Raw genomic sequence first — 25994 nt, forward strand, 5'->3', positions numbered from 1 at the left:
TGCTTTTTTTATCGTTACTCTTCAACGGTAGGCTTGGTTGCCGGGGCGCTGGCGCGGTTAACCGAAGCATGGCCACCTGCAGACCCTTTTCCGGTGAACTCGAACGCAGGGCGCTGCCAGTCGCTGGATTTCGGCTCTTCAGGCACATACTGTGGCGCTGGTGCTTTAGTCATCGGCGCTTTGGCGTGATGTTTAAAGCTCGGCTGCGCATCAGGTGTCGGCTGAATCGCTTTCTCGACCGGTTTCTCGGTCAGGACCGGCGCCGTTTCTACGGGCTGCTCAACGTGTTCCTCAACCGCCTCGGCGGTCTCTTCTGTTACCGGCGCAACAGGTTCAGCGGCGGGCGCGTGGGCATGATTCGCAGCGGCGTCTTGAACCGGCGCTGACTCTTCTGAACTCGCTTCTTCCGCTTTTTTGGCGCTGTCATCCGCATCCTCAGAGGCACTTTCTTCACGCGATACACGGGTTTCCAACGGCAGTTGCGCGGTCACTTCTTCTTCCGGAGCAATCACATCGCTGCTCTGGGCTTCCGTCGACTCGTTGTTTTCCTCTACGATTTCTTCCGCGATGGAGCTGGACAGCAACTCGTATTCCGTGACCGTAGGAATGGTGATCGCATCTTCTTCCTGAACCACGGTTTCTGGCGCTTCAGGTTGAGGTTGCGTAATCGGGTAGTGAATCCACACTTTGCCCGAGGCCATTTCCGGCGCAGAAGCCGCCTGTTCGACAACCATCGGAGACTGTACCGGGTAACGCTCATCACGGTAACGACGACGACGCTGTCCGCTGACACGCAGATGGCGCGGTGATCGGCGTGAACGACGCGGCATGTTGTTATCACGGTTATCTCCAGCGTTGTTTTCCGAGCTGGTTTCTGAGGTGGCCGGTGCGGCGACTTCCGCAACCGGAGTTGCTTCAACGGCCGGTTTAGCTGCGGCAGCGGTATCTGCGTCATCAACAACACGAACTTTCTGCGTGAGCTGACGACGTTGGCGACGCGGCATCACCTGAGCCGGTTTTTCCTGCTCTGGCGTCTGCACTTCAGTTTCAGCTGCCGTGTTCAGCTCTTTGACTTCCTGCTGAGCCTGGCGCTTGTCTTCCTGACGGTTACGTTGACGTTCCGCTCGTTGCTCACGACGTTGCTCTTCGCGCGCTGCTTTTTCCTGTGCATCGACGGCCGGAGTTTGTGTGTCATTCGTTGCGTTTTGCGTCCGCTTGTTGTTACGACGCTGCTGATCGTCGCGTGGTTCGCGGTTTTCGCGCGGTGTCCGCTCATTACGGTCACGACGATTGCCGGATTGGCGGCGATTGTTGTTGCGACGTTCCTGACGCGGTTGGCTTTCGTTTGTTTCGTTTTCTTTAGCCTGAGGCTGTTGCGGTGTTTCTTCCGCCGTCGCCTGAGGTGCATCGAACATACCTTTCAACGAGCCGAACAGACGACGGATGATACCGGACTTCTGAGGCGCAGCGGACTGTGCATTATGGGCGGCGGCCGGTGTCGGCGTTTCTGTCGGAAGGTTATCCGGCAGGCTAAACGTCGCTAGTGCCGGTTGCTCAGGGATCTTGCGTTCGGCAATCTGCTCTTCTTGCGCCTGCTGAACTTCCGCATCCAGCATTTGCGGCAGCATGTAGCTCAGGGCTGGCTTCTCTTCACCGTTACGGATACGTACGACGGAGTAGTGAGGCGTTTGCATACCGTCATGCGGTACGATGACCGCGCGAACACTGCCCTGACGTTGTTCGATAGCGTTGACCGCGTCACGTTTTTCGTTCAGCAGATAGGAAGCGATCGGCACCGGCACAATCGCCTGGACTTCTTTGGTGTTTTCCTTCAGCGCTTCTTCTTCGATTAAACGCAGGATAGACAGAGACAGGGATTCATTATCGCGAATAGTCCCGGTGCCGCTACAACGCGGACAAACGTGATGACTGGATTCGCCCAGAGAAGGGCTCAGGCGCTGACGCGACATTTCCAGCAAACCAAAACGTGAAATTCGTCCAATCTGAATGCGGGCACGGTCCTGACGGACGGCGTCGCGCAGACGGTTTTCAACTTCGCGCTGATGGCGGACTGGCGTCATATCGATAAAGTCGATAACGATCAGACCGCCCAAATCTCGCAGACGCAGCTGACGGGCGATTTCATCGGACGCCTCCAGGTTAGTGTTGAAGGCGGTTTCTTCAATATCGCCGCCGCGGGTAGCACGTGCGGAGTTGATATCAATAGCCGTCAACGCCTCGGTGGTGTCGATAACAATGGAGCCGCCAGAAGGCAGGCGCACTTCACGTTGGAAGGCGGATTCTATTTGGGATTCGATCTGATAGTGGCTGAAAAGTGGGATTTCACCGCTATACAACTTAATTTTGCTGCTGAAATCGGGACGACCCAAAGAGGCGATATGCTCCTTGGCGCGTTCCAGAATTTTGGGGTTGTCGATCAGGATTTCGCCGATGTCCGGGCGCAGATAGTCGCGGAATGCGCGAACGATCACATTGCTTTCCTGATGGATCAGGAACGGCGCAGGGCGACCTTCTGCGGCTTTCTTGATGGCTTCCCAATGTTTGATGCGAAACGCCAGATCCCATTGCAGGGCTTCTGCGGATTTGCCTACACCGGCCGTACGTACAATCAGGCCCATGCCTTCAGGCAACTGCAGAGAGCTCAGCGCTTCCTTCAGCTCGGTCCTGTCATCCCCTTCGATACGGCGTGAAATACCGCCGGCACGTGGGTTGTTCGGCATCAGAACCAGGTAGCTACCGGCAAGGCTGATAAACGTCGTCAGCGCCGCACCTTTGTTGCCGCGTTCTTCTTTATCCACCTGCACAATAACTTCCTGGCCTTCGCGCAGAACATCTTTGATGTTTGGGCGGCCATGGGAAGCATAGTGACTGGGGAAGTATTCGCGTGCGATTTCTTTGAGGGGGAGAAAACCGTGTCGTTCAGCGCCGTAATCAACAAAAGCGGCTTCGAGACTCGGTTCAATACGCGTGATTTTACCTTTATAAATGTTTGCTTTCTTTTGCTCATGACCCGGGCTTTCAATATCCAGATCATAGAGGCGTTGACCATCAACCAAGGCAACACGCAACTCTTCTTGCTGAGTCGCGTTAATCAACATTCTTTTCATCGTAACTTACTCGTTATTCTTAACTTGCATTATGGATAGAGCTGCCGGTGAAAGCGGGGTATGACCGGAATGAACCGATGGCCTCGTGGCTTATCGCAGGGGCGTCAACCTCCCGGTTGTCGTCTGCATAGAGACGCATGTTTCGGTAGCCTGTATTTCCTGATGGAAAACAGCGCATTTATTGTGGGAACAGCTTCTGAAAATAGGTGCCAGATCTGATTCCATTTGCCGGCCAAACTGCTTACCGCAGCTCGCTAACTGCTTGATAAATCGCTTCGTCTTACGCCATTGCTGCGTTGTGACTCATCAGGCAAATATGATATTTCCGCAATTTCCCTTGTTTTTCAGGTAAACAGCGCGGAAAGCCGAAGCATTATTCCATTGCTGACACGCCGATAGCAAGGTGACTTTGCCTGTCAAAATGAAGTTATCACCCGCTCTGAGACAGCAATGTACGAAATTCGCGCATCGTCACTGTTACAGAAGCTGACTATTAACTTCATAAGTCAGACTCACAGTTAAGCATAGAAAAAGATGTGGCGCTATCTACCCACGCTCTTTAGAATTCTGGCACATGAAAACAGATAACCCATCAGTACAATTTTTGACGGTTTCCGACGAAGAGGCCGGTCAACGCATCGACAATTTTCTGCGCACGAAATTGAAAGGTGTGCCGAAAAGCATGATTTACCGTATTTTGCGCAAAGGTGAAGTACGCATAAATAAAAAGCGGGTGAAGCCGGAGTACAAATTGCTCGACGGCGACCTGATCCGCATCCCACCGGTGAGAACGTCCGAACGTGAAGATGCGCCGGTCTCCGCGGGGCTGGCCAAAGTGTCGGCATTGGCGGATTGCATCATTTATGAAGATGATTACCTGTTGGTGCTTAACAAGCCCTCAGGGACGGCTGTCCACGGAGGCAGTGGTCTCAGCTTTGGCGTGATCGAAGGTTTGAGGGCGCTGCGGCCTGAAGCCCGCTTCCTGGAACTGGTACACCGTTTAGATAGAGACACATCTGGTGTCCTATTAGTTGCTAAAAAACGGTCGGCTTTGCGTGCGCTTCATGAACAGCTGCGAAGCAAAGGGATGCAGAAAGATTATCTCGCGCTCGTGCGTGGGCAATGGCAATCGCATTGCAAAGTGGTGCAGGCACCACTGCTGAAGAATATCTTGCAAAGCGGTGAGCGTATTGTCCGAGTCAATAGTGAAGGAAAACCGTCTGAGACACGCTTTAAGGTCGAAGAGCGGTTCGAGCATGCGACTTTGGTCAAAGCGAGCCCAGTGACCGGGCGTACGCATCAGATCCGTGTACACACCCTCCATGCGGGCCATCCTATTGCATTCGACGATCGTTACGGCGATCGGGAGTTTGACAATCAACTGGCGAGTACGGGCCTTAAACGCCTGTTCCTGCACGCACAGGCTCTAAAATTCGAGCATCCCAACACCGGCGAGACGTTACGGGTAGAAGCACCGTTAGATGAGGCGTTACGCCGATGCCTGCAACGCTTACGCAACCATAAGCAGTAGTTGAGGACCGCACCTGGCGATGAGTCAGGTGCGGTAAAAATACGTGTCAGGCTATTAAAAGAGGGTTCACGCCTTCCTGTCGTAGCAGGTCGAGTAACGCAATCAGCGGTAGCCCGATGAGTGTATTGGGATCGCGTCCCGAAAGTCTTTCAAACAGCGTAATACCGAGGCCCTCGCACTTAAAGCTTCCCGCGCAGTCGAAAGGTCGTTCCTTCTCTATATAGTTATTTATCTCTTTATTCGTTAACGCGCGAAAATGGACCTCATAAGGCTCAACCAGAGAATGCATATGCGCGCTTTGGCTGTTATACAGCGCCAGTCCGGTATAAAAAGTAACGTGACGACTGCTAGCCTGACTCAACTGAGCGATAGCGCGATCACGATCGTGAGGCTTGCCGGTTATTTTTCCGTTCAACACACAGACTTGGTCGGAGCCTATAATTAGATGGTTGGGGTAGGCGTCAGCTAACGATCGCGCTTTGGACATCGCCAGACGTCTCACCAGGGTGGGTGCATCTTCCTCAGGACAGGGGGCTTCATCAACATTAGGTGATGCATACTGGAAAGGAATAGCGAGTTTTTCGAGTAATGCGCGACGGTATGGTGATGTTGATGCGAGAACAATATTAGGCATAGTTATTGTAAAATCGTGACCTGAACATGCGGCTTATTCTAAACTGCGTTTGGCGGCGGAGGCTAACCCTCACGAAAGTTTCCATTCCCCACCTTTTCCTTTGACTCTATGTCGTTACGACGCTAATATGCGCGCCCTATGCAAAAGGTAAAATTACCCTTAACCCTCGACGCGGCTCGCACTGCTCAAAAGCGTTTAGATTATGTTGGTGTCTATACAGCTGAACAGGTGATGCGTGTTGCCGAATCAGTGGTTAGTGTGGATAGCGATGTCGAAGCGGCTTTATCGTTCAACATTGATAATCAGCGTTTGGCTGTTATCGATGGACGTGCCGATGTGGCGGTAACCTTACGGTGCCAGCGCTGTGGCAAGCCTTTCGAACATCAGGTCCATGCCACGTTATGTTTTAGCCCGGTCATCAGTGATGAGCAGGCCGAAGCTCTGCCGGAAGCGTACGAACCGATTCAGGTCAATGAGTTCGGTGAAGTCGACTTGCTGGCGATGATAGAAGATGAAATTATTCTTTCATTGCCCATCGCACCGGTGCATGATTCTGAACACTGTGAAGTGTCCGAAGCGGACATGGTGTTTGGCAAACTGCCTGAAGAGGCGGAGAAACCAAATCCATTTGCCGTATTAGCTAGTTTAAAGCGTAAGTAATTGAAGGAGTAAGGTCCATGGCCGTACAACAGAATAAACCAACCCGTTCCAAACGTGGTATGCGTCGTGCTCACGATGCTCTGACCACAACTGCCGTATCCGTAGATAAAGTTTCTGGCGAAACTCATCTGCGTCACCACGTAACTGCGGATGGCTACTACCGCGGTCGCAAGGTCATTGCTAAGTAATTCCTGCTTAAACGCAAGGAAATGCTTTGACACGCCTAACTCTGGCGTTAGATGCAATGGGCGGGGACTTTGGCCCCTGCGTAACAGTGCCTGCTGCATTGCAGGCACTGGCTTCTAATCCCAATCTTTATCTGCTGCTGGTTGGCGATCCTACAACGCTCACTCCATTACTTAGCAAAGTCGATTCCTCCCTGTTTTCCCGTTTGGAAATCGTACCGGCTGAAACGGTAATAGCGGGCGATGCCAGACCATCTCAAGCTATCCGCGCCAGCCGAGGCTCTTCTATGCGTATTGCATTGGAGCTCATCAAGGAAGGGCGTGCACAGGCTTGCGTGAGTGCTGGAAACACCGGAGCGCTGATGGGGCTGGCCAAATTGCTGTTGAAGCCGGTTGATGGTATTGAACGTCCGGCGCTGGTAACCGTGTTGCCACATCAACAGCATGGGAAAACGGTCGTTTTGGATCTCGGTGCCAACGTGGAGTGCGACAGCACCATGCTAGTGCAGTTTGCTGTGATGGGCGCCGTCATGGCGGAAGAGGTTCTGGGACTCAGTAATCCCCGAGTGGCGCTGTTAAATATTGGCGAAGAAGAAAGTAAAGGGCTAAACAACATCCGCGGAGCTGCCGCGCGTTTGAAAGCGACATCGTCTATCAACTACATCGGTTATCTTGAAGGCAATGAGTTGCTGACCGGTAAAACGGATGTCATGGTGTGTGATGGGTTCGTTGGTAATGTCACGCTAAAGACGATGGAAGGCGTCGTTAGAATGTTTCTGTCTCTTCTGAAATCCTCATCAGGTTCAGATCGTAGACAAAAACAGTCTTGGTGGCTGAAATTATTGGGACGCTGGTTACAAAAACGTCTATCCAGGCGTTTTGGACACCTGAACCCTGACCACTATAACGGGGCTTGTCTGCTAGGATTACGTGGGACAGTGATAAAGAGCCATGGAGCTGCAAACCCGAATGCGTTTGCGGTAGCGATTGAACAGGCAGTGCAGACGGTACAACGACAGATTCCCGAAAGGATCGCCGCACGACTCACGTCTGTATTACCCAAAAGTGATTGAGCTTACATGTATACAAAAATTATTGGAACGGGAAGCTATTTGCCCGAACAAATCAGGTCGAATTCTGATTTAGAGAAAATGGTGGATACGTCCGACGAGTGGATCGTGACTCGCACCGGTATCCGCGAACGTCGAATCGCAGGGCCGGACGAAAGTGTGGCCACCATGGGTTTCCATGCGGCGCAAAAAGCGCTCGAAATGGCCGATATCGATAAAGACAAAGTCGGCTTGCTGATTGTTGCAACGACCTCTTCCAGTCATGCATTCCCGAGCTCAGCCTGCCAGGTTCAGCAGATGCTGGACATTCAGGACACGATTGCATTCGATTTGGCAGCGGCCTGTGCAGGTTTCACCTACGCGCTGAGCGTAGCTGACCAGTATGTTAAGAGTGGCTCCGTGGATTATGCTCTGGTGATCGGCGCCGACGCGTTGACGCGTACGCTGGATCCAGAAGATCGCGGAACGCTGATTCTGTTCGGCGACGGCGCAGGCGCCGTTGTGTTATCCCGCTCCGAAGAGCCGGGCATCCTCTCTACGCATCTGCATGCCGATGGCCGTTATGGTCAGCTTCTGTCTCTACCGTACCAGGCGCGCACTAACGAAACGCCGGAATACCTGACAATGGCGGGCAATGAAGTATTCAAAGTTGCTGTCAAAGAACTGGCTCACATCGTTGAAGAAACGCTGGTAGCGGCAAAACTGGACAAAACCGAGCTAGACTGGCTGGTTCCGCATCAGGCGAACCTGCGGATTATCAATGCGACGGCCAAAAAACTGGGCATGGGCATGGATAAAGTGGTGATTACGCTTGATCGTCATGGCAACACATCTGCCGCTTCAGTACCCGCGGCGTTGGATGAAGCTGTGCGCGACGGACGTATCAAACGCGGACAGCTGGTACTACTCGAAGCATTCGGCGGTGGATTTACCTGGGGTTCTGCTCTGGTTCGTTTTTGATTAAACAGGACTTTCTGATTATGACGCATTTTGCAATGGTGTTCCCGGGACAAGGTTCCCAATCAGTCGGCATGCTGGCTGAACTGGCGGAGACGAATCCGGTAGTCAAGGACACATTCGATGAAGCTTCCTCCGTGCTGGGTTACGACTTGTGGCAACTGGCCCAAGAGGGCCCGGTAGAAGAACTGAATAAAACCTGGCAGACGCAGCCGGCGCTATTGACCGCATCGGTCGCCATTTGGCGCGCCTGGCAGCAGCGGGGCGGTAAAACGCCCGCACTGATGGCAGGCCACAGCCTGGGCGAATATTCTGCTTTGGTTTGCGCTGGCGTAATGGACTTCAAGCAGGCGGTCAGCCTGGTGGAATTACGCGGCAAACTGATGCAGGAAGCGGTGCCGGAAAATACGGGCGCCATGTATGCCATTATCGGCCTCGATAACGACACCATCGCGGCGGCCTGTGCCGAAGCCGCTCAGGGACAAGTTGTCTCACCGGTGAACTTTAATTCTCCGGGGCAGGTGGTTATCGCAGGCAACAAAGAAGCTGTTGAGCGTGCCGGTGCCGCCTGTAAGGCTGCTGGAGCGAAACGAGCGCTACCGCTGCCGGTCAGCGTGCCTTCCCACTGCGCCTGATGGAGCCTGCTGCACGTAATCTCGCGGAAGCGCTGGAGAATGTCACGTTCAACGCGCCCCAAATTCCTGTCGTGAACAATGTCGACGTCCGTGCTGAAACGTCGCCGGAAGCTATTCGAAGCGCGCTGGTGCGTCAGCTTTCCAACCCTGTCCGTTGGACAGAGTGCGTTGAGTACATCGCGGCGCAGGACGTACAGAAACTGCTAGAAGTTGGGCCGGGCAAAGTACTGACCGGGCTGACCAAACGAATCGTAGATACCCTGACTGCGTCTGCAGTCAATGATTCTGCTTCCTTATCAACAGCCCTTGATCAATAAACGGAATAGATGATGAGCTTTGACGGAAAAATTGTTCTCGTAACGGGTGCCAGCCGTGGCATCGGTCGTGCTATCGCTGAGTCACTGGTTGCGCGTGGCGCGAGAGTGATGGGGACGGCGACAAGCGAAAAAGGCGCCGCCGATATCAGCGCATGGCTGGGCGACAACGGTAAAGGTTATGTCCTGAATGTCGCGGATATGTCCTCGATCGAAGCGACTTTGGCTTCCATCAAGTCGGAATTCGGCGATATCGACATTTTGGTGAATAACGCGGGTATCACCCGTGATAATTTGCTGATTCGCATGAAAGACGAAGAGTGGCAGGATGTGCTGGATACGAACCTGCGTTCTGTATTTCGCTTGTCCAAAGCCGTTCTGCGTTCCATGATGAAAAAGCGTTTCGGCCGTATCATCACCATCGGTTCAGTGGTCGGCACCAGTGGCAACCCTGGGCAGTCCAACTATTCCGCTGCTAAAGCCGGGCTGGTTGGGTTTAGCAAATCGCTGGCGCAGGAAGTGGCCTCGCGTGGCGTAACCGTCAACGTTGTCGCGCCTGGTTTTATTGAAACCGATATGACGCGAGCATTGACAGATGAGCAGCGTGCGGGCATTTTGGCTGGTGTTCCTGCTGGACGCCTGGGTGATGCGAAAGAAATTGCCAGTGCTGTTACGTTCTTAGCTTCTGAAGAAGCGGGTTACATCACCGGTGAAACATTGCATGTTAATGGCGGCATGTATATGATCTGACACGTCAGATCATATTTGCTTGAATTTGCAGCGAAATCTGCAAAAAGCACAAAATCCTGGCTCGACCAGTACTGATTTTGTTGCATCTTTTTCAACATTTTATACACTACGAAAACCATCGCGAAAGCGAGTTTTGATAGGAAATTTAAGAGTATGAGCACTATCGAAGAACGCGTTAAGAAAATCATCGTTGAACAGCTGGGTGTTAAACCGGAAGAAGTCGTGAACAATGCTTCCTTCGTTGATGACCTCGGCGCTGATTCTCTTGACACCGTTGAGCTGGTAATGGCTCTGGAAGAAGAGTTTGATACCGAGATTCCAGACGAAGAAGCCGAAAAAATCACTACTGTTCAGGCAGCAATTGATTTCATCCAGGCAAACCAGCAGTAAATGAACATATCTAGGCGGTCATTCGACCGCCTAAGTTTCCTTTAATACCTCAGTATTTTCCCTCCCTGGAGGATCAGCGTGTCTAAGCGTCGTGTAGTTGTGACTGGTCTGGGCATGTTATCTCCTGTCGGCAACACAGTTGAGTCAACTTGGAAGGCTTTGCTTGCCGGTCAGAGTGGTATCAAACCCATCGATCATTTCGATACTAGTGCCTATGCAACACGTTTTGCAGGCTTAGTCGAAAACTTTAACAGTGAAGAATTCATCTCGCGTAAAGATGCTCGCAAGATGGATGCCTTCATTCAGTACGGCATCGTGGCCGGTATTCAGGCTATGAAAGATTCGGGCCTCGAAGTCACAGAAGCCAATGCCGGACGTATTGGTGCTGCCATTGGTTCGGGTATTGGCGGTCTGGGACTGATTGAGGAAAACCACGCGGCATTGGTACGTGGCGGCCCCCGTAAAATCAGTCCTTTCTTTGTCCCTTCCACCATCGTCAACATGGTTGCCGGTCATCTGACCATCATGTTGGGTCTGCAAGGTCCTAGCATCTCCATTGCGACGGCCTGTACTTCTGGCGTACACAACATCGGACATGCTGCCCGCATCATCGCTTATGGCGATGCTGACGCGATGCTGGCCGGTGGTGCAGAAAAAGCAAGTACTCCGTTAGGTGTGGGTGGTTTTGGCGCAGCTCGTGCGCTTTCAACCCGCAACGACGATCCGCAGGCGGCAAGCCGTCCGTGGGATAAAGACCGGGACGGTTTCGTTCTGGGCGACGGCGCTGGTATTATGGTGCTGGAAGAGTATGAGCATGCGAAACGTCGTGGCGCTAAAATTTATGCTGAAATCACTGGTTTCGGCATGAGCAGTGATGCGTACCACATGACGTCACCGCCGTCGGATGGTTCTGGTGCCGCGATGGCAATGGTCAACGCGTTTCGCGATGCCAATATCACTGCGGAACAAGTGGGCTATATCAACGCGCACGGCACGTCGACCCCGGTCGGCGATAAAGCCGAAACTCAGGCGGTCAAGTCTGTCTTTGGCGCGAGCGCGTCACGCGTGATGGTCAGTTCGACCAAGTCAATGACTGGTCACCTGCTGGGTGCGGCTGGTGCAGTGGAATCCATTATGTGTGTTCTTGCGCTGCGCGATCAGGCAATCCCGCCGACGATCAACCTCGATAACCCGGATGAGGGTTGCGACCTGGACTTCGTGCCGCATGAAGCTCGTCAGGTTTCAGGCATGGAATACGTGCTGTGTAACTCCTTCGGATTTGGTGGTACCAATGGTTCATTGGTCTTCCGCAAAGTCTGACGTGTGAGCTTGATGAAAGCCCGGATCTTCCGGGCTTTTTTTTATCTGAAGAAAATCAGCTAGGGTTATTTTTCCCTGTCCGCTAGTCTGGACTCTCTCTTGTTCTTCTAAAGAGGAAGTGAATATATGTGGTTGATTAATGGGGTGTTAGAGCAAAATTTGCCGGCATCTGACCGCAGCGTGCAGTACGGCGACGGTTGTTTTACCACGGCCCGTGTGCTCAACGGCCGTGTGGTATGGCTCGAACGCCATATCCAACGGCTCCAGCATGCGGCGAAGGTACTTATGTTCCCGGAAATCTACTGGGATCGGCTGTCGGCAGAGATGCAACAGGCTGCCGAAGGCAAGGCGAGCGCAGTGGTAAAAGCGGTCGTGACGCGTGGGGTCGGGGGAAGGGGGTATAGTCCTCAGGGATGTAAGGCACCAGTGAGGATGATCATGAATACGGCTTATCCCGCGCATTACGAGCACTGGCGCAGGGATGGCATCTCTTTAGCGCTCAGCCCGGTAAGATTAGCGCGAAGCCCACTCCTTGCCGGCATAAAACATCTTAATCGTCTCGAACAGGTGATGATCCGCCGACACCTTGACCAGCAAGAGGCTGACGAGGCTCTGGTGCTTGACACTCAGGACAGGCTAGTGGAATGCTGTGCGGCCAATTTATTCTGGCGCTGCGGCAAACAGGTGTTTACCCCGGACGTTTCGCAGTCCGGCGTCGATGGCCTGACGCGTCGCCATGTTATGGAATTGCTGGAGCAATCGGACTATCAGCTGCAGGTCGTCTCCGCGCCGTTGGAAGCATTGGCAACGGCTGACGAAGTGATTATCTGTAATGCTTTGATGCCACTCATTTCTGTCAACCGGGCTGAAGCCTGGTGTTATCGCTCACGAGAGTTGTATGACTTTCTGAGCCCTAACTGTGAGTAATAGAATGTTATGAAGAGATTGAAAATCGGGATCGGATGTATTGGTCTGGTGGTCGTTGGCGCCATTGCCCTGTGGAAACAGGTGCAGCAGTTCGCCGCCGCTCCGCTGAAGATCACTCAGGAAACCATTTTTACTCTCCCGGCGGGAGCGGGTCACGACGCGCTGGAACAGCAACTGGCGCAACAGCAGATTCTGTCTGCCAGCTGGCGTTTCCCCGTATTGTTGCGGTTGGAGCCCGATCTGGCCAACTTTAAAGCCGGTACCTACCGCCTTCAGCCCGGAATGACGGTTCGCCAAATGTTGGCCTTGCTGGACAGCGGTAAAGAGGCGCAGTTCGCCATCCGCTTTGTTGAAGGATCGCGACTACGTGACTGGCTGGCGGCGATACAGCAGGCGCCGTACCTCAAAAAAACGTTGACCGGCAAGAGCACTCAAGAGATTGCCGAGACGCTGGGTATCAAGGATCTAAGTAATCCTGAGGGCTGGTTTTATCCGGACACCTATCTGCACACTGCGGGCATGACGGATAAAGCTGTGCTGACGCGGGCCTACCAGCGTATGGATAAAATCGTCGACGAAGTCTGGCAGGGACGTCAGGACGGACTGCCCTACAAAAACAAGGAAGAATTGCTGACGATGGCGTCGATCATCGAAAAGGAAACCGCTATTGGCAGCGAAAGAGCCTTGATTGCATCCGTATTCATCAATCGCCTACGGATAGGAATGCGCTTGCAGACGGATCCTACGGTGATTTACGGCATGGGAGAACGCTATAATGGCACCATCACGCGCAGCGCTCTGGATACGCCGACACCCTATAACACCTACGTCATTAGTGGTCTGCCGCCGACGCCGATAGCCATGCCGGGAAAAGCGTCGTTGGACGCGGCGGCGCATCCGGAAAAAACGCACTATCTCTATTTTGTTGCGGATGGAAAGGGGGGACATACGTTCACCACCAATTTATCCGACCATAATCGCGCGGTACGGGAATACCGTAACGCGTCGGTAGCCGTAAAGGAAAAGCATGCACAGTAAATTCATCGTCATCGAAGGGCTGGAAGGGGCCGGAAAAACCAGCGCTCGTAATGTGGTGGTGGCCACCCTGCGTCAGTTTGGCATCGAAGATGTCGTCTTCACCCGTGAGCCGGGCGGTACGCCGCTGGCTGAGCAATTGCGAACCCTGATTAAACAAGGGATTGAAGGTGAAAAACTGACGGACAAAGCCGAACTGTTGATGCTCTACGCCGCGCGCGTCCAATTAGTGGAAAACGTGATTAAGCCTGCCTTGCAGCGAGGCGCCTGGGTGGTTGGCGATCGTCATGATCTCTCTTCTCAGGCTTATCAGGGCGGAGGTCGCGGAATGGATCAAGCCTTGATGACGTCACTGCGCGATACGGTGCTGGGAGATTTTCGCCCTGACATGACTCTCTATCTCGATCTTCCTCCCGCCGTTGGCTTACAGCGTGCGCGTCAGCGCGGTGCGCTCGATCGTATTGAGCAGGAGTCGCTGGCGTTCTTCGACCGTACCCGAGCCCGCTATCAGGCGCTTGCCGCTGCCGACTCCAGTATTGTGACGATCGATGCCGGGCAAACGCTGGAGAACGTGAGTCAAGATATCCATCAGGCGCTTGCCGAGTGGCTGACGCATCTTGGCCTGACCTGCGGAGAACCGGGCTGATGGAGTGGTACCCGTGGCTGAATGCGCCCTACCGCCAACTGTTGACGCAGCACCAAGCGGGTCGAGGTCACCATGCGCTGCTTATTCATGCGCTGGCCGGAATGGGCGAGTCTTCCCTGAGCTATGCCTTGAGCCGCTGGTTAATGTGCCAACAGCCTGAGGGGATGAAAAGCTGCGGGCATTGCCACTCATGCCAGTTAATGAGTGCGGGCACGCATCCGGACTGGCACACCATCACCGTGGAAAAAGGCAAGCAGAGCCTGGGTGTGGATGCGGTGCGGACGGTGCTCGAAAAAGTGTATCAGCGCTCGCGGCAGGGCGGGGCGAAAGTTGTCAGCCTGCCTCAGGCTGAGTTATTGACCGAAGCGGCGGCTAACGCCTTGTTGAAAACGCTGGAGGAGCCGCCTCAGGAAACCTATTTCATTCTGGGTTGCCGGGAGCCGTCGCGGCTATTGGCGACGCTGCGCAGCCGGTGTTCTTACTATTACTTGCCTGTCCCTGAGGAAGCGCACGCCATGCATTGGCTGCGTCAACGCGGACATACGGACGAGCCGGCGTTGCATACAGCGCTGAGACTGTATGCGGGAGCGCCACTGGCGGCGGAACATCTGCTGCAACCGGGACAATGGAAACCTCGCCTCACGCTGTGTCAGTCGCTCTCGACCTGTCTGGCTCGGCGGGACATGTTATCGCTGGTGACGCCACTGAACGGAGACGACACCGATGAACGTATTCATTGGGTCGCTTCGCTATTTTTAGATGCGTTGAAATGTCATCAGAGCGCAAGTACACATCTGGTCAATCAGGATCAGCTTGCGCTGGTCGAACAGCTGGCGAGGGCGTTGACGCCTGACCAATTGTTATTCGCGCTGCGGCGTTGGCTGCAGTGTCGCCACCAGCTCCGCACTATCACGGGAGCCAATCGGGAACTGCTGCTGACCTCGCTGTTGCTCGACTGGGAACAGAGTTTATCTGAACCGTCTCCCCGGTTACCTCATCCATTTATTGCCTAAAACTATCGGATCGCCATTATGTTGTTAGTTGATTCCCACTGCCATCTCGATGGTCTTGATTATCAGTCTCTGCACCGAGACGTCTCTGATGTGCTGACGAAAGCCGAAGAGCGGGATGTCCGTTTCTTCCTGGCCGTCGCGACGACGTTGCCGGGCTTCCGCTCGATGAAAACCTTGATCGGCGAAAGGAACAACGTCGCCTTTTCCTGCGGCGTGCACCCTCTCAGCATGGAAGAACCTTATGATTACGCTGAATTGCGTGAGCTGGCTGCGTTGCCGGAGGTGGTTGCGCTGGGTGAGACCGGTCTGGATTACCACTATGAACAGGACCCGGAGGCCATCGGCCGTCAGCAGGCCTCGTTCCGCGAGCATATTCGTATCGGACGTGAGTTGAACAAGCCGGTTATCGTCCATACGCGTTCAGCGCGTGCTGATACGCTGGCGATTCTGGCGGAGGAACGAGCCAACGAATGCCGCGGGGTTTTGCACTGCTTCACCGAAGATAAAGACACCGCGGAGAAACTGCTGGATATGGGATTCTATATCTCATTTTCCGGTATCGTGACCTTCCGCACCGCGGAAGCGCTGCGCGAGGTGGCGCGGTATGTGCCGCTGGATCGTATGCTGATCGAAACGGACTCTCCCTGGTTGGCGCCGGTGCCGTATCGCGGCAAAGAGAACCAGCCAGCCTATGTTCGCGATGTGGCGGAGTATCTTGCTGTGCTTAAAAATGTTAGCGTCGATACGCTGGCTGAAACCACCAGCGCTAACTTTGCAGACCTTTTCCACATCGACCCTGCACAGTTGACCCCCCCTAATGGTGGATAAGAATGGTTGGGTTTTTTCGAACCCCGTAATTAATTGGGCTGATAGGTAGTCTGTCTCCAGAAAGATGCCTGGAGTTTGTTTGGGTTTTTAGATATTGATCACAAAAAATGCAACTTCCGTAATATATACAGCGTGTTGTTGTGTTGAAACGTGACAGCTATCAAACATTCGGCTCAACATTTATTTTACTCTGCGTAAAAAATAAAAGGATGCTGAGACATCCTTAGCACTCTGAAGGATATCCTCCCACCTTCGCATGACGTATCAGAAGTAAAGCACTATCACTCAGGAGCACACTCAATTATGTTCAAGAATGCATTTGCAAACCTGCAGAAAGTAGGTAAATCGCTAATGCTGCCGGTATCCGTGCTGCCCATCGCAGGTATTCTGCTGGGCGTCGGTGCGGCCAATTTTAGCTGGTTGCCCGCCGTTGTTTCTCACGTAATGGCGGAAGCGGGTGGATCTGTCTTTGCCAATATGCCGTTGATCTTCGCCATCGGCGTGGCGTTGGGATTCACGAATAACGACGGGGTTTCCGCCCTCGCCGCCGTGGTTGCCTACGGCATCATGGTGAAAACGTTGTCTGTGGTTGCACCGCTTGTCCTGCATATGCCTGCAGAAGAGATTGCCGCGAAGCATCTGGCTGATACCGGGGTTCTCGGCGGGATCATCGCCGGCTCCATCGCGGCCTATATGTTCAACCGTTTCTACCGCATCAAGCTGCCTGAATATCTGGGCTTCTTTGCCGGTAAACGTTTTGTGCCGATCATCTCTGGTCTGTGCGCCATTCTGCTGGGTGTGGTGCTGTCCTTCGTTTGGCCGCCGATTGGTACGGCGATTCAGGAATTCTCTCAGTGGGCCGCTTACCAGAACCCGGTGGTGGCGTTTGGTTTGTATGGTCTGATTGAACGTTCTCTGGTGCCGTTTGGTCTGCACCACATCTGGAACGTTCCTTTCCAGATGCAGATTGGTGAATACACTAACGCAGCGGGTCAGGTTTTCCACGGTGATATCCCTCGCTACATGGCGGGCGACCCGACCGCGGGTAAACTGTCCGGCGGCTTCCTGTTCAAAATGTACGGTCTGCCGGCAGCGGCGATTGCTATCTGGCACTCCGCACGACCAGAAAACCGTGCCAAAGTCGCTGGTATCATGATTTCAGCTGCGCTGACGGCATTTCTGACCGGGATCACCGAGCCGATTGAATTCTCCTTCATGTTTGTCGCGCCGTTGCTGTATGTCATCCACGCCATTCTGGCTGGACTGGCGTTCCCGATCTGTATCCTGTTAGGGATGCGTGACGGTACCAGCTTCTCGCATGGTCTCATCGACTTCATCGTCCTGAGCGGTAACGGCAGCAAACTGTGGCTGTTCCCGATCGTCGGTCTGGGCTACGCGCTGGTGTATTACACACTCTTCCGCGTACTGATTGCCAAACTGAATCTGAAAACGCCGGGTCGCGAAGCAGCGTCAGAAGACAAATCTGTTGCTGGCGGCGGTGAAATGGCGGCGGCGCTGGTGACGGCGTTCGGCGGTAAAGACAACATTACCAACCTGGATGCGTGTATCACGCGTCTGCGTGTCAGCGTAGCGGATGTCACCAAAGTGGATCAGGCGGGTCTGAAAAGCCTGGGTGCTGCGGGCGTCGTTGTCGCAGGCTCAGGGGTGCAGGCTATCTTCGGTACCAAGTCTGATAACCTGAAAACGGATATGGACGACTTTATCCGCAACAGCTGATAGCCAGACTGTAAACGTATCAAACGAAGGGGCGAAAGCCCCTTTTTTAATGGCCGCGATTCACCCGCTGAACAAACGCAGACACAAGAACATTCCCTTGAGATGAGATTCGGCAGTAGGATAATCCCATCACTTATGCTTGGGAAAATAACAATGCAGATATCAGCACAACGTTTAACGCGGGTGGCACAGCAGTTATTGCAGCAGCTGGGGTGTGATGAAAGTGAAGCCGATTGTGTTGCCGCGCATCTGGTCGGCGCCAATTTGAAGGGACATGATAGCCACGGCGTCGGGATGCTGCCGGAGTATGTCCACTTCATCGGGCAGGGTGCTATGCACCCCAACACGCCCGCGCGACTGATCAAAGACGCCGGTGCCGTATTGCAGTTCAGTGGCGATCGTGGTTTTGGTCAGCGTACGGGCAAAGAGGCGATGCAAGCAGCTATCGGGCGCGTCAAAACGACGGGCGTATGTCTGATGACGCTATCGTCGACCTGCCACCTCGGACGCATCGGCACCTATGGCGAGATGGCCGCCGACGAGGGGCTGATTGCCATACACTTCGTCAACGTTAACGATCTTCCGCCCATCGTGGCGCCGTTTAGCGGCAGCGAAAGTCGTTTCGGCACCAACCCCATCTGCATTGCGTTCCCCGGCAGCGGCGAAAACCCACCGTTCATTCTTGATTTTGCGACCAGCATGGTGGCGCTAGGTAAAACACGCGTGGCTTATTTGGCAGGAAAAACTTTCGACGAAGAAGTCATGTTTGATAATGAAGGTCATTTGACCAACGATCCCAGCGTGATGTGGGATGAAGCGAAGCCCGGCGCGCTGCGGCCTATTGCCAGACACAAGGGGGGAGGATTGATTTTGGCCGCCGAACTGCTGGCCGGTATTTTGTCCGGCGGCGGAACCATTCAACCAGAGAATGAGCGCGCCGGCGCTATCGTGAATAACATGACGACCATCGTGATCGATCCCGCGCAGCTGGTCGGGATGGAGTGGTTGCGGCGGGAATATGATGCCATGCTGGACTATGTGCGATCTTCGCGTACTCCCGACCCTGACGCGCCGATCTTGATTGCGGGTGAGCCCGAGATTGAGGCCTGCCGCCAACGCACGGTTGAAGGCATCACGATATCCGACCAGGAGTGGCGGAAGATTGTCGAAGCAGGGTGTTCGCTCGGCATGCCGGAAACCGCGTTTGCTCTGTAATTCGCCGATGCGGTAATAAAAAACGAAGAGGGTTGAAAATCATCAGATTTATCGCTCATACTTCACAGCAATGCGCCAGAAGGCGCGGGTATTAAAAGGACAATTATCATGGCTGAGGAAACGATTTTTAGTAAAATTATCCGCCGGGAAATTCCAGCGGATGTGGTTTATCAGGACGATTTGGTCACCGCGTTTCGTGACATTGCTCCGCGCACACCCACCCACATTCTCATCATACCGAATGTTCTGATTCCTACCGTCAACGATGCGACGGCCGAGCATGAAGCCGCGCTGGGACGTATGATTACGGTGGCGGGCAAAATCGCCCGGCAGGAAGGGATCGCCGAGGATGGCTACCGGCTGGTCATCAACTGTAACCGTCATGGCGGGCAGGAAGTCTACCATGTGCACATGCACCTGCTGGGTGGGTGTGCGCTGGGTCCGTTGCTGTCCATTTAATTTGTGACGTTGTCACAAAAAACGTATCGCTACGTCGTTACGGCTCATTAGCGTGTCGTCATTTCTGCTTGAGGTCGTTGAGAGGAAAATCATGAAGAAATATCTGGGCGTACTGCTGCTTGCGCTGATCGCTGCGGGTTGTACCAGCCGTCAGCAACAACCAGAGCAGCCGCCTGCTCCCGTTCAACCGGCAGAGCCGACAGTGCCTTCGCAGCCATTGCCTCCTCAGTCTGAGCCGGTACCTTCGCCACCTAAACTTCAGTCTCCTCTGGACTGGCAGGCGAGTGTTTCTCCGCTGGTCGATCAGATGTTGAAGGCGGACGGGGTGACTAAAGGCAGTTTACTCCTGCTCGATAATGTGAAAAACAGCACCAACGGCTCCTTGCAGACCGGGAAAGCGACCTCGGCTCTATACAACGCTCTGGGTTCCAATCCGGTGTTTACTTTGGTATCTCGGCAGCAGCTGGGTGTGGCGCGGCAGACGTTAGGTCTGTCTTCGGAAGACAGTTTGGGATCGCGCAGCAAAGCGATCGGCCTGGCCCGCTACGTCGGGGCGCAGTATGTGCTTTATAGTGACGCGAGCGGTGACGCGAAATCCCCTGAGCTTGAGCTGCAATTGATGCTGGTTCAGACGGGTGAAATTGTCTGGTCCGGCAGCGGCGCGATTCATGAGTAAGGTCCGATGAGTCAATCAGCGCTCCTTGCGTTGCTTGAACAACAAAAACCGGCGTCGACCGCCGGTTTTTATTTGTCTGAGGTGCGAGGACTGAGCGCAGAAAGCTGGCGAGTCCACACGCCCAAAGGCGACTGGATTGCTCGTGAGCAAACCCGACATGGCGCGCAGCTGGGCGGAGACCGTCGGCGTGAATTCCGGGTGTTGCGGCAGCTATCCGCAGCCGGACTGGCGCCGGGGCCTGTGGGCCTATGTAATCAGTGGCTGCTGGTGGAGTGGCTAGACGGGAGCGTTGCCACGGAATCGCAGTTCGTCGATCTGTTGTACAACGGCGAGCTGGCGGCCCGGCTGGCGGCATTGCATCATCAACCTCGCTACGGTTTTCCGCTGCCGCTGAAAACATTGTTGGCTCGCCACTGGCAAAACATGTGTCCCGCCCGGCGTACGCCAACGCTGCTGCATCACCTTAAACGATGGCTAAGCCGCCCCTTACCGCCCGCGTTCATCCTCGCCCCGTTGCATCTGGACGTACATCCGGGCAACCTCGTTCAACATGCGCAAAACTGGCATCTCATTGATTGGGAATATGCGGCCGATGGCGATATCGCTTTAGAACTGGCGGCGTTGTTCCGGGCAAACACGCTAACGCAGGAACGACAACAGCGTTTCCTGGCGGAGTATTGTCGCCAATGGCCCAACATGTCGCCGCGGATACTCAGCGAACGGATAAAGCAGTGGCTGCCGTGGGTCGATTTCCTGATGCTGATGTGGTACGAAGTGCGCTGGCAGCAGACGCGTCAGACGATATTTTTGCAGGCCGCAACGCCGTTGCGGTTGCGATTAGGCTTGCCCTGGTAAAGGTACGCAGGGCAAATAAAACAGATGAAAGAGGTTGTTGTGGGTCCATTAATGTTAGATGTGGCCAGCTACGAGCTGGATGCCGAAGACCGCGAAGTGCTGGCTCATCCGCTGGTCGGCGGTGTAATTCTGTTTAGCCGCAATTTTCATGATGCGGATCAGCTCAGCGAGCTGGTGCGTCAGATACGTCAGGCGGCGCGACAGCCGCTGGCGATCGCCGTCGATCAAGAGGGCGGCCGCGTTCAGCGCTTCCGCGATGGTTTTACTGCGTTACCGGCAGCTCAGTCTTTCGCGGCGTTAAACGACTTAGCGGAGGCGGAAGCGCTGGCGGAAGAGGGCGGTTGGCTGATGGCCGCGGAAATGATTGCGATGGATATCGATATCAGCTTTGCGCCAGTGCTGGATGTCGGCCATCAGAGCGCCGCTATCGGCGAACGGGCATTTCATGATGATCCCAACACCGTATTGGCGGTGGCGGATCGATTCATCACCGGCATGCACTCGGCGGGAATGAAAGCGACGGGCAAACATTTTCCTGGTCATGGTGCGGTTAGCGCAGACTCGCACAAAGAAACTCCGCGAGATCCTCGTCCGCTGGCTCAGATCCGGGAACGGGACATGTCGGTGTTCCGTGAATTGATCAAGCGCGGACAGCTCGACGCCATTATGCCTGCGCATGTAATTTACACCGAAGGCGACCCGCTTCCTGCCAGCGGTTCTCCCTACTGGCTGAAACGTATTTTGCGTCAGGAGCTGAAATTTGACGGCATCATATTCTCCGATGATTTGTCGATGGAGGGCGCTGCGGTCATGGGGAGCTATCCCGAGCGGGCCGAGGCCTCTTTGTCAGCCGGTTGTGACATGATTTTAGTGTGCAATCATCGGGAAGGGGCCGTCAGCGTGCTGGATCATCTCCCTCATCGTGAAGTGCCGGGCCTTGAACGGTTAAGGCACCGTGGTCATTTCACGCGCCGTGAACTGTTGGATTCCCCGCGTTGGAAACGAGTGAGTCAGCAGTTGACCACGCTCAATGAGCGCTGGCAGGCGTGTAAAACGACGAAATAGGCAATCTTTACAACCCCGCAGCACCGCTCGAGGCGTTCTATTACGTTGGGACGCCTCGATGATTTCTTCTCTTTGTCACTCATGCCTGATACGCGCTAAAACAGGTTCAGGTTTAAGGTATTAAACGAATCGTTTCAGTTTTTTAACCATCTGTTTATAAATGACTTTTCATTAAGCGCTGTTTAAGAAATATCAAAAAGAATTGATATATATCAATTTTGGTATGACCATATGACCCGCCATGATATCCTGCCCGTAGATACCGACTAACTTTATAGAACCACATGTTATATAAGGATATTATGACTTTCCTTTGTTAACCGTGGGCTTACCTATTTTTCAGGGGGTCATTTTGACATCTTTGCCAATCAAGAAAATTGTGATTGTCGGCGGTGGCGCTGGCGGACTAGAGCTTGCGACAAGCCTCGGGCACAAACTGGGCCGTAAAAACAAAGCCGAAATAACACTTGTCGATCGTAATTCGAGCCATTTATGGAAACCACTGCTGCACGAAGTGGCAACCGGCTCTCTGGACGACGATATGGATTCGTTGAGCTACCTGGCGCACGCCAGCAATCATCATTACCAGTTCCAGATGGGGACGTTGACGGGCATCAACCGCGAGCAAAAAGAGATCGAATTGGCCGAAATTCGTAACGATGCTGGTGAGCCGTTGGTTGCCGCGCGCACGTTGCCGTACGATATTTTGGTCGTGGCGCTGGGCAGTACCTCTAATGATTTTGGTACTCCCGGCGTGAAAGAGCATTGCATCTTCCTCGACAACCCCAAACAGGCACGTCGATTCCACAACGAAATGCTGGACCTGTTCCTCAAGTTCAACGCTGATCCGAGCCGCAAAGAGCGCGTCAATATCGCTATCGTGGGGGGCGGCGCGACGGGCGTCGAGCTGTCTGCCGAGTTGTATAACGCCGTCAAACAGTTGAACAGCTATGGTTTCAACGCGCTGGATAATCAGACGCTGAACGTGACGCTGGTCGAAGCGGGCGAACGTATCCTGCCTGCGCTTCCGCCGCGTATCTCTTCGGCCGTTCATCAGGAACTGACCAACATCGGTGTCCGGGTACTGACGAAAACCATGGTGACCAGCGCAGAGCCTCATGGTCTGAATACCAAAGACGGTGAGTTTATCGATGCCGATCTGATGGTGTGGGCCGCGGGTATCAAAGCGCCGGATGCGATGAAAGAGATTGCTGGTCTGGAAACCAACCGCATTAACCAGCTGGTGGTCGAGCCCACGCTGCAAACGACGCGTGATACCAGTATCTTCGCCTTGGGCGACTGTGCTTCCTGCCCGCAGGAAGGAGGCGGTTTCGTGCCTCCTCGCGCACAGGCTGCGCATCAGATGGCCTCGCTGTGCTTTGATAACATCATGGCGCTGATCAACGAAAAACCGCTGAAATCTTATGTCTACAAAGATCACGGTTCGCTGGTCTCGCTGTCCAACTACAGCACCGTCGGCAACCTGATGGGCAACCTGATGCGTGGCTCAGTCATGGTCGAAGGACGGATTGCGCGTTTCGTTTACATCTCACTGTATCGTATGCATCAGATTGCGCTGCACGGCTACGTCAGAACCGGCCTGATGATGCTGGTGGGACGCATCAACCGGGTTATCCGACCCAAGCTGAAACTGCACTGATTGTCAGAACCAGGCCGTCTGTTACCGTGACAGGCGGCATTAATTGATTGTTTTGTAAATAGTTATGCTTACCCTTCTTTGCTGAAATTGATAAGAAAAATCCCAAAGCGCAATGTTTGCGGATGTCGATCGGCGTTTGGTTCATTAATCCTATTGTCCCTCAAAATCACTTTGTGCAGACTTCCCCCTGTTTACGAACGGCGTTGCGCGCACGTCGCATCACCCGAAAGTTGGCGCTTTCGGCATAATCATCACCGCTCTGCTCCGGTCTGTTGCGACAGGATGGCGTTGGGCGAGATGGAGAATGCGTGAATATCTATTCAGGAGGTTTCCTGTGAACAAGTCAATGTTAGCTGGCGTGGGGATCGGCGTTGCCGCCGCACTGGGTGTGGCCGCGGTCGCCAGTATGGATGTCTTCTCGCCTAAGCCGCAGTTTGCCCAGGTGTTAGCGGCAACACCGATTAAAGAAACCGTTAAAACGCCGCGGCAGGAGTGCCGCAACGTCACGGTGGCTCACAGACAGCCTGTGCAAGATGAAAACCGTATCACCGGGTCGGTCCTCGGCGCGGTTGCCGGTGGTGTTTTAGGCCACCAGTTCGGCGGCGGGCGTGGTCGAGACGTTGCGACGGTCGCGGGTGCCTTAGCGGGCGGTTACGCGGGTAATCAGGTACAAGGCAAGATGCAGGAGCGGGATACCTATTCTTCCACTCAGCAACGCTGTCAGACGGTATATGACAAGTCGCAAAAAGTGCTGGGCTACGACGTGACCTACAAGATCGGCGAACAGGAAGGAAAAGTGCGTATGGAACGCGATCCTGGTACCAAAATCCCGCTAGACCGAAATGGTCAGCTGGTGTTGAGCGAGCAGATTTAAGGCGTTTCTCAAACTCCTTCTCTATCGCACTGGTTCCATCCGACGGTTTTTCGGACGGAACCTGTCGCGTTCAACCGTTTCGCGTTCCCTCGCGAGACGTTTGTGCCGGCGAGGCGCACTCACTACAGAATACGGTCGTTTGGCGTCTTAAACAGGGCTTTCATATCCTCGGACATCTCAAAGTTCATGTTGATGTTTTTCGGAGGAATAGGCTGCGTGAACCAGCGCTGATACCACTTCTCTGCTTCACCTTGGGTCTGCGCCTGGGCGATCGTCGTATCCATCAGTTTCTTGAATGCCGGGTCGTCTTTGCGCAGCATACAGCCGTAGGCTTCGTGAGACTGCGCGGTGCCGACGATAGCCCACTGACTTGGTTTCTTCGCCTTGGCGCGTTCTCCGGCTAATAGAGGATCGTCCATATAGAACGCCACCGCGCGTCCGCTTTCCAGCGTTCGGAAAGCATCGCTGTGGTCTTTAGCTGAAATGATGCGCATCTTCAGGCTGTTCTTGTCATTCAACTGGTTGAGCAGGATCTCGTTGGTTGTCCCCGCCGTCGTCACGACTGGCTTACCGGCAAGATCGCTGAAATCACTAATGCCGCTATCTTTTCTGACCAACAGTTTTCCACCCACGATAAAGATGGAGTTGGAGAATGCGGCCTGCTGCTGACGTTCCGCATTGTTGGTGGTCGAGCCACACTCGAAATCTATCGTACCGTTTTGCAGTAAGGGAATACGGGTCGATGAGGTAATCGGCACCATCTTCACCGTCAGGTTAGGCAGGCCCAGCTGTTTTTTCACTGCATCGACAATCGCATTCGAATACTCCTGCGAATAGCCGACGACTTTCTGATCGTTGTCCAGATAGGAAAAGGGAACGGAGGACTCGCGATGCCCAACCACAATCAGCCCACGTTCTTTAATTTTTTGCAGTGTATCGTTGGTCGAAGCGTTCGTGTCCGCGGAATAGGCTGCATGGCAAGCGGTCCCGACTAGAATAGCCGAGATCAATGTCGTTCTTTTCATGATGTACTCCGTTGTGTATGTATTGACCGCTTAAGCGTAGAACGTTTCTAGAAACCCACGCTGTGACGGGCCCGCTCGGCCGGGGCGTGGAGCATTGCCGTCCGGCGGGCTGCATCATTAGGCAAAATTGATGCCATGATGCGATGACTCAAGCCCTGACGGGCGGCGAACCCGTGGGGAATAAGGCCTCAAAGGGAGAAAAGAATTCAACGCCACGCGCATCGTTTGTCGGACTCGGTGGCCGTGCATCTTTTCGGTGCATTGGCGAGATGGAGGGTATGCTAAAAGCGATGCCTTAGGGCGTCTGACGGACGATCGTTGCGGGGAAGCCTTGGATAGCGTTTGAAGGAGACCTCAGGATCGTGTCGGGCGTCTGGAGCGCAGATAAAAAGACCCCGGATTAAA

The 25994-nt window shown here is 54.0% G+C and carries 24 protein-coding genes and 1 pseudogene; 22 read left to right on the plus strand and 3 right to left on the minus strand.

What is annotated here, in order from left to right:
* Positions 1 to 14: 14 nt before the first annotated feature.
* Complete coding sequence (gene rne / locus AU509_RS06710) at positions 15 to 3128, minus strand: ribonuclease E (protein WP_094117967.1); 3114 nt, start codon at positions 3126 to 3128, stop codon at positions 15 to 17.
* Positions 3129 to 3702: 574 nt separating this feature from the next.
* On the opposite strand from rne, the gene rluC reads away from it, so the two are divergent.
* Complete coding sequence (gene rluC / locus AU509_RS06715) at positions 3703 to 4659, plus strand: 23S rRNA pseudouridine(955/2504/2580) synthase RluC (RefSeq protein WP_085650886.1); 957 nt, start codon at positions 3703 to 3705, stop codon at positions 4657 to 4659.
* 46 nt (positions 4660 to 4705) lie between these two features.
* Here rluC and AU509_RS06720 read toward each other — a convergent pair whose 3' ends face one another.
* A complete protein-coding gene (locus AU509_RS06720; protein WP_085650885.1) occupies positions 4706 to 5293 on the minus strand; it encodes a Maf family protein in 588 nt (195 codons plus the stop codon).
* A 138-nt stretch (positions 5294 to 5431) separates the two neighbouring features.
* Between AU509_RS06720 and yceD the strand changes: the two genes are divergently transcribed.
* The 21 genes and pseudogenes from yceD to AU509_RS06825 all read left to right on the plus strand — a co-directional run bounded on the left by yceD (position 5432) and on the right by AU509_RS06825 (position 24564).
* A complete protein-coding gene (gene yceD, locus AU509_RS06725) occupies positions 5432 to 5953 on the plus strand; it encodes a 23S rRNA accumulation protein YceD (RefSeq protein WP_026740383.1) in 522 nt (173 codons plus the stop codon).
* A 17-nt stretch (positions 5954 to 5970) separates the two neighbouring features.
* Complete coding sequence (gene rpmF, locus AU509_RS06730; protein ID WP_026740382.1) at positions 5971 to 6141, plus strand: 50S ribosomal protein L32; 171 nt, start codon at positions 5971 to 5973, stop codon at positions 6139 to 6141.
* 26 nt (positions 6142 to 6167) lie between these two features.
* On the plus strand, positions 6168 to 7211 hold the full coding sequence (plsX, locus tag AU509_RS06735) for a phosphate acyltransferase PlsX (protein ID WP_085650884.1): 1044 nt from the start codon (positions 6168 to 6170) through the stop codon (positions 7209 to 7211).
* A gap of 6 nt (positions 7212 to 7217) precedes the next feature.
* On the plus strand, positions 7218 to 8168 hold the full coding sequence (locus tag AU509_RS06740) for a beta-ketoacyl-ACP synthase III (RefSeq protein WP_085650883.1): 951 nt from the start codon (positions 7218 to 7220) through the stop codon (positions 8166 to 8168).
* A 20-nt stretch (positions 8169 to 8188) separates the two neighbouring features.
* A pseudogene (fabD, locus tag AU509_RS06745) lies at positions 8189 to 9117 on the plus strand (ACP S-malonyltransferase).
* Positions 9118 to 9129: 12 nt separating this feature from the next.
* A complete protein-coding gene (fabG, locus tag AU509_RS06750) occupies positions 9130 to 9864 on the plus strand; it encodes a 3-oxoacyl-ACP reductase FabG (protein WP_085650882.1) in 735 nt (244 codons plus the stop codon).
* Between the two features lie 153 nt (positions 9865 to 10017).
* The gene (acpP, locus tag AU509_RS06755; protein WP_012765204.1) at positions 10018 to 10254 is read left to right on the plus strand and encodes an acyl carrier protein; all 237 of its coding nucleotides are present in this window, start codon (positions 10018 to 10020) and stop codon (positions 10252 to 10254) included.
* A 78-nt stretch (positions 10255 to 10332) separates the two neighbouring features.
* Entirely contained in the window at positions 10333 to 11574 is a 1242-nt protein-coding gene (gene fabF / locus AU509_RS06760; RefSeq protein WP_085650881.1) for a beta-ketoacyl-ACP synthase II, read from the plus strand.
* Positions 11575 to 11700: 126 nt separating this feature from the next.
* The gene (pabC, locus tag AU509_RS06765) at positions 11701 to 12501 is read left to right on the plus strand and encodes an aminodeoxychorismate lyase (protein ID WP_094117968.1); all 801 of its coding nucleotides are present in this window, start codon (positions 11701 to 11703) and stop codon (positions 12499 to 12501) included.
* Positions 12502 to 12510: 9 nt separating this feature from the next.
* Positions 12511 to 13539, plus strand: a complete 1029-nt coding sequence (mltG, locus tag AU509_RS06770; RefSeq protein WP_085650879.1) for an endolytic transglycosylase MltG — start codon at positions 12511 to 12513, stop codon at positions 13537 to 13539.
* Positions 13529 to 14182: a dTMP kinase gene (gene tmk / locus AU509_RS06775; RefSeq protein WP_094117969.1), complete on the plus strand. Its 654-nt coding sequence runs from the start codon at positions 13529 to 13531 to the stop codon at positions 14180 to 14182. Before mltG ends, tmk begins: the two co-directional genes overlap by 11 nt.
* On the plus strand, positions 14182 to 15195 hold the full coding sequence (holB, locus tag AU509_RS06780) for a DNA polymerase III subunit delta' (RefSeq protein WP_094117970.1): 1014 nt from the start codon (positions 14182 to 14184) through the stop codon (positions 15193 to 15195). Before tmk ends, holB begins: the two co-directional genes overlap by 1 nt.
* 18 nt (positions 15196 to 15213) lie before the next feature.
* A complete protein-coding gene (locus tag AU509_RS06785; RefSeq protein WP_085650876.1) occupies positions 15214 to 16023 on the plus strand; it encodes a metal-dependent hydrolase in 810 nt (269 codons plus the stop codon).
* A gap of 303 nt (positions 16024 to 16326) precedes the next feature.
* A complete protein-coding gene (ptsG, locus tag AU509_RS06790; protein WP_085650875.1) occupies positions 16327 to 17760 on the plus strand; it encodes a PTS glucose transporter subunit IIBC in 1434 nt (477 codons plus the stop codon).
* A 153-nt stretch (positions 17761 to 17913) separates the two neighbouring features.
* The gene (locus tag AU509_RS06795) at positions 17914 to 18975 is read left to right on the plus strand and encodes a malate/lactate/ureidoglycolate dehydrogenase (RefSeq protein WP_094117971.1); all 1062 of its coding nucleotides are present in this window, start codon (positions 17914 to 17916) and stop codon (positions 18973 to 18975) included.
* 108 nt (positions 18976 to 19083) lie between these two features.
* Positions 19084 to 19434, plus strand: a complete 351-nt coding sequence (hinT, locus tag AU509_RS06800) for a purine nucleoside phosphoramidase (protein ID WP_094117972.1) — start codon at positions 19084 to 19086, stop codon at positions 19432 to 19434.
* Between the two features lie 91 nt (positions 19435 to 19525).
* Positions 19526 to 20110, plus strand: a complete 585-nt coding sequence (gene lpoB / locus AU509_RS06805; protein WP_094117973.1) for a penicillin-binding protein activator LpoB — start codon at positions 19526 to 19528, stop codon at positions 20108 to 20110.
* 6 nt (positions 20111 to 20116) lie between these two features.
* Positions 20117 to 20965: a phosphotransferase gene (locus tag AU509_RS06810; RefSeq protein ID WP_094117974.1), complete on the plus strand. Its 849-nt coding sequence runs from the start codon at positions 20117 to 20119 to the stop codon at positions 20963 to 20965.
* A 24-nt stretch (positions 20966 to 20989) separates the two neighbouring features.
* Positions 20990 to 22030: a beta-N-acetylhexosaminidase gene (nagZ, locus tag AU509_RS06815; RefSeq protein ID WP_094117975.1), complete on the plus strand. Its 1041-nt coding sequence runs from the start codon at positions 20990 to 20992 to the stop codon at positions 22028 to 22030.
* Positions 22031 to 22382: 352 nt separating this feature from the next.
* The gene (locus AU509_RS06820; RefSeq protein ID WP_094118037.1) at positions 22383 to 23690 is read left to right on the plus strand and encodes an NAD(P)/FAD-dependent oxidoreductase; all 1308 of its coding nucleotides are present in this window, start codon (positions 22383 to 22385) and stop codon (positions 23688 to 23690) included.
* Between the two features lie 334 nt (positions 23691 to 24024).
* Positions 24025 to 24564, plus strand: coding sequence for a glycine zipper 2TM domain-containing protein (locus AU509_RS06825; RefSeq protein ID WP_085650869.1), 540 nt, complete (start codon positions 24025 to 24027; stop codon positions 24562 to 24564).
* Positions 24565 to 24686: 122 nt separating this feature from the next.
* On the opposite strand, the gene AU509_RS06830 is transcribed toward AU509_RS06825, so the two are convergent.
* Positions 24687 to 25589: a glutamate/aspartate ABC transporter substrate-binding protein gene (locus AU509_RS06830; RefSeq protein ID WP_094117976.1), complete on the minus strand. Its 903-nt coding sequence runs from the start codon at positions 25587 to 25589 to the stop codon at positions 24687 to 24689.
* Between the last annotated feature and the right edge of the window lie 405 nt (positions 25590 to 25994).

The organism is Lonsdalea britannica (genome assembly GCF_002111595.1).
In the GTDB taxonomy this organism is placed as follows: domain Bacteria; phylum Pseudomonadota; class Gammaproteobacteria; order Enterobacterales; family Enterobacteriaceae; genus Lonsdalea; species Lonsdalea britannica.

Bases quoted from the DNA above. Each gene is read 5' to 3' on its own strand.
- yceD (WP_026740383.1), top strand. From the start codon at position 5,432: ATGCAAAAGGTAAAATTACCCTTAACCCTCGACGCGGCTCGCACTGCT.
- AU509_RS06810 (WP_094117974.1), top strand. From the start codon at position 20,117: ATGAGTCAATCAGCGCTCCTTGCGTTGCTTGAACAACAAAAACCGGCG.
- AU509_RS06795 (WP_094117971.1), top strand. From the start codon at position 17,914: ATGCAGATATCAGCACAACGTTTAACGCGGGTGGCACAGCAGTTATTG.
- rluC (WP_085650886.1), top strand. From the start codon at position 3,703: ATGAAAACAGATAACCCATCAGTACAATTTTTGACGGTTTCCGACGAA.
- rpmF (WP_026740382.1), top strand. From the start codon at position 5,971: ATGGCCGTACAACAGAATAAACCAACCCGTTCCAAACGTGGTATGCGT.
- AU509_RS06830 (WP_094117976.1), bottom strand. From the start codon at position 25,589: ATGAAAAGAACGACATTGATCTCGGCTATTCTAGTCGGGACCGCTTGC.
- nagZ (WP_094117975.1), top strand. From the start codon at position 20,990: ATGAAAGAGGTTGTTGTGGGTCCATTAATGTTAGATGTGGCCAGCTAC.
- pabC (WP_094117968.1), top strand. From the start codon at position 11,701: ATGTGGTTGATTAATGGGGTGTTAGAGCAAAATTTGCCGGCATCTGAC.
- ptsG (WP_085650875.1), top strand. From the start codon at position 16,327: ATGTTCAAGAATGCATTTGCAAACCTGCAGAAAGTAGGTAAATCGCTA.
- fabG (WP_085650882.1), top strand. From the start codon at position 9,130: ATGAGCTTTGACGGAAAAATTGTTCTCGTAACGGGTGCCAGCCGTGGC.
- rne (WP_094117967.1), bottom strand. From the start codon at position 3,128: ATGAAAAGAATGTTGATTAACGCGACTCAGCAAGAAGAGTTGCGTGTT.
- mltG (WP_085650879.1), top strand. From the start codon at position 12,511: ATGAAGAGATTGAAAATCGGGATCGGATGTATTGGTCTGGTGGTCGTT.
- lpoB (WP_094117973.1), top strand. From the start codon at position 19,526: ATGAAGAAATATCTGGGCGTACTGCTGCTTGCGCTGATCGCTGCGGGT.
- holB (WP_094117970.1), top strand. From the start codon at position 14,182: ATGGAGTGGTACCCGTGGCTGAATGCGCCCTACCGCCAACTGTTGACG.
- AU509_RS06720 (WP_085650885.1), bottom strand. From the start codon at position 5,293: ATGCCTAATATTGTTCTCGCATCAACATCACCATACCGTCGCGCATTA.
- AU509_RS06740 (WP_085650883.1), top strand. From the start codon at position 7,218: ATGTATACAAAAATTATTGGAACGGGAAGCTATTTGCCCGAACAAATC.
- tmk (WP_094117969.1), top strand. From the start codon at position 13,529: ATGCACAGTAAATTCATCGTCATCGAAGGGCTGGAAGGGGCCGGAAAA.
- acpP (WP_012765204.1), top strand. From the start codon at position 10,018: ATGAGCACTATCGAAGAACGCGTTAAGAAAATCATCGTTGAACAGCTG.
- AU509_RS06785 (WP_085650876.1), top strand. From the start codon at position 15,214: ATGTTGTTAGTTGATTCCCACTGCCATCTCGATGGTCTTGATTATCAG.
- hinT (WP_094117972.1), top strand. From the start codon at position 19,084: ATGGCTGAGGAAACGATTTTTAGTAAAATTATCCGCCGGGAAATTCCA.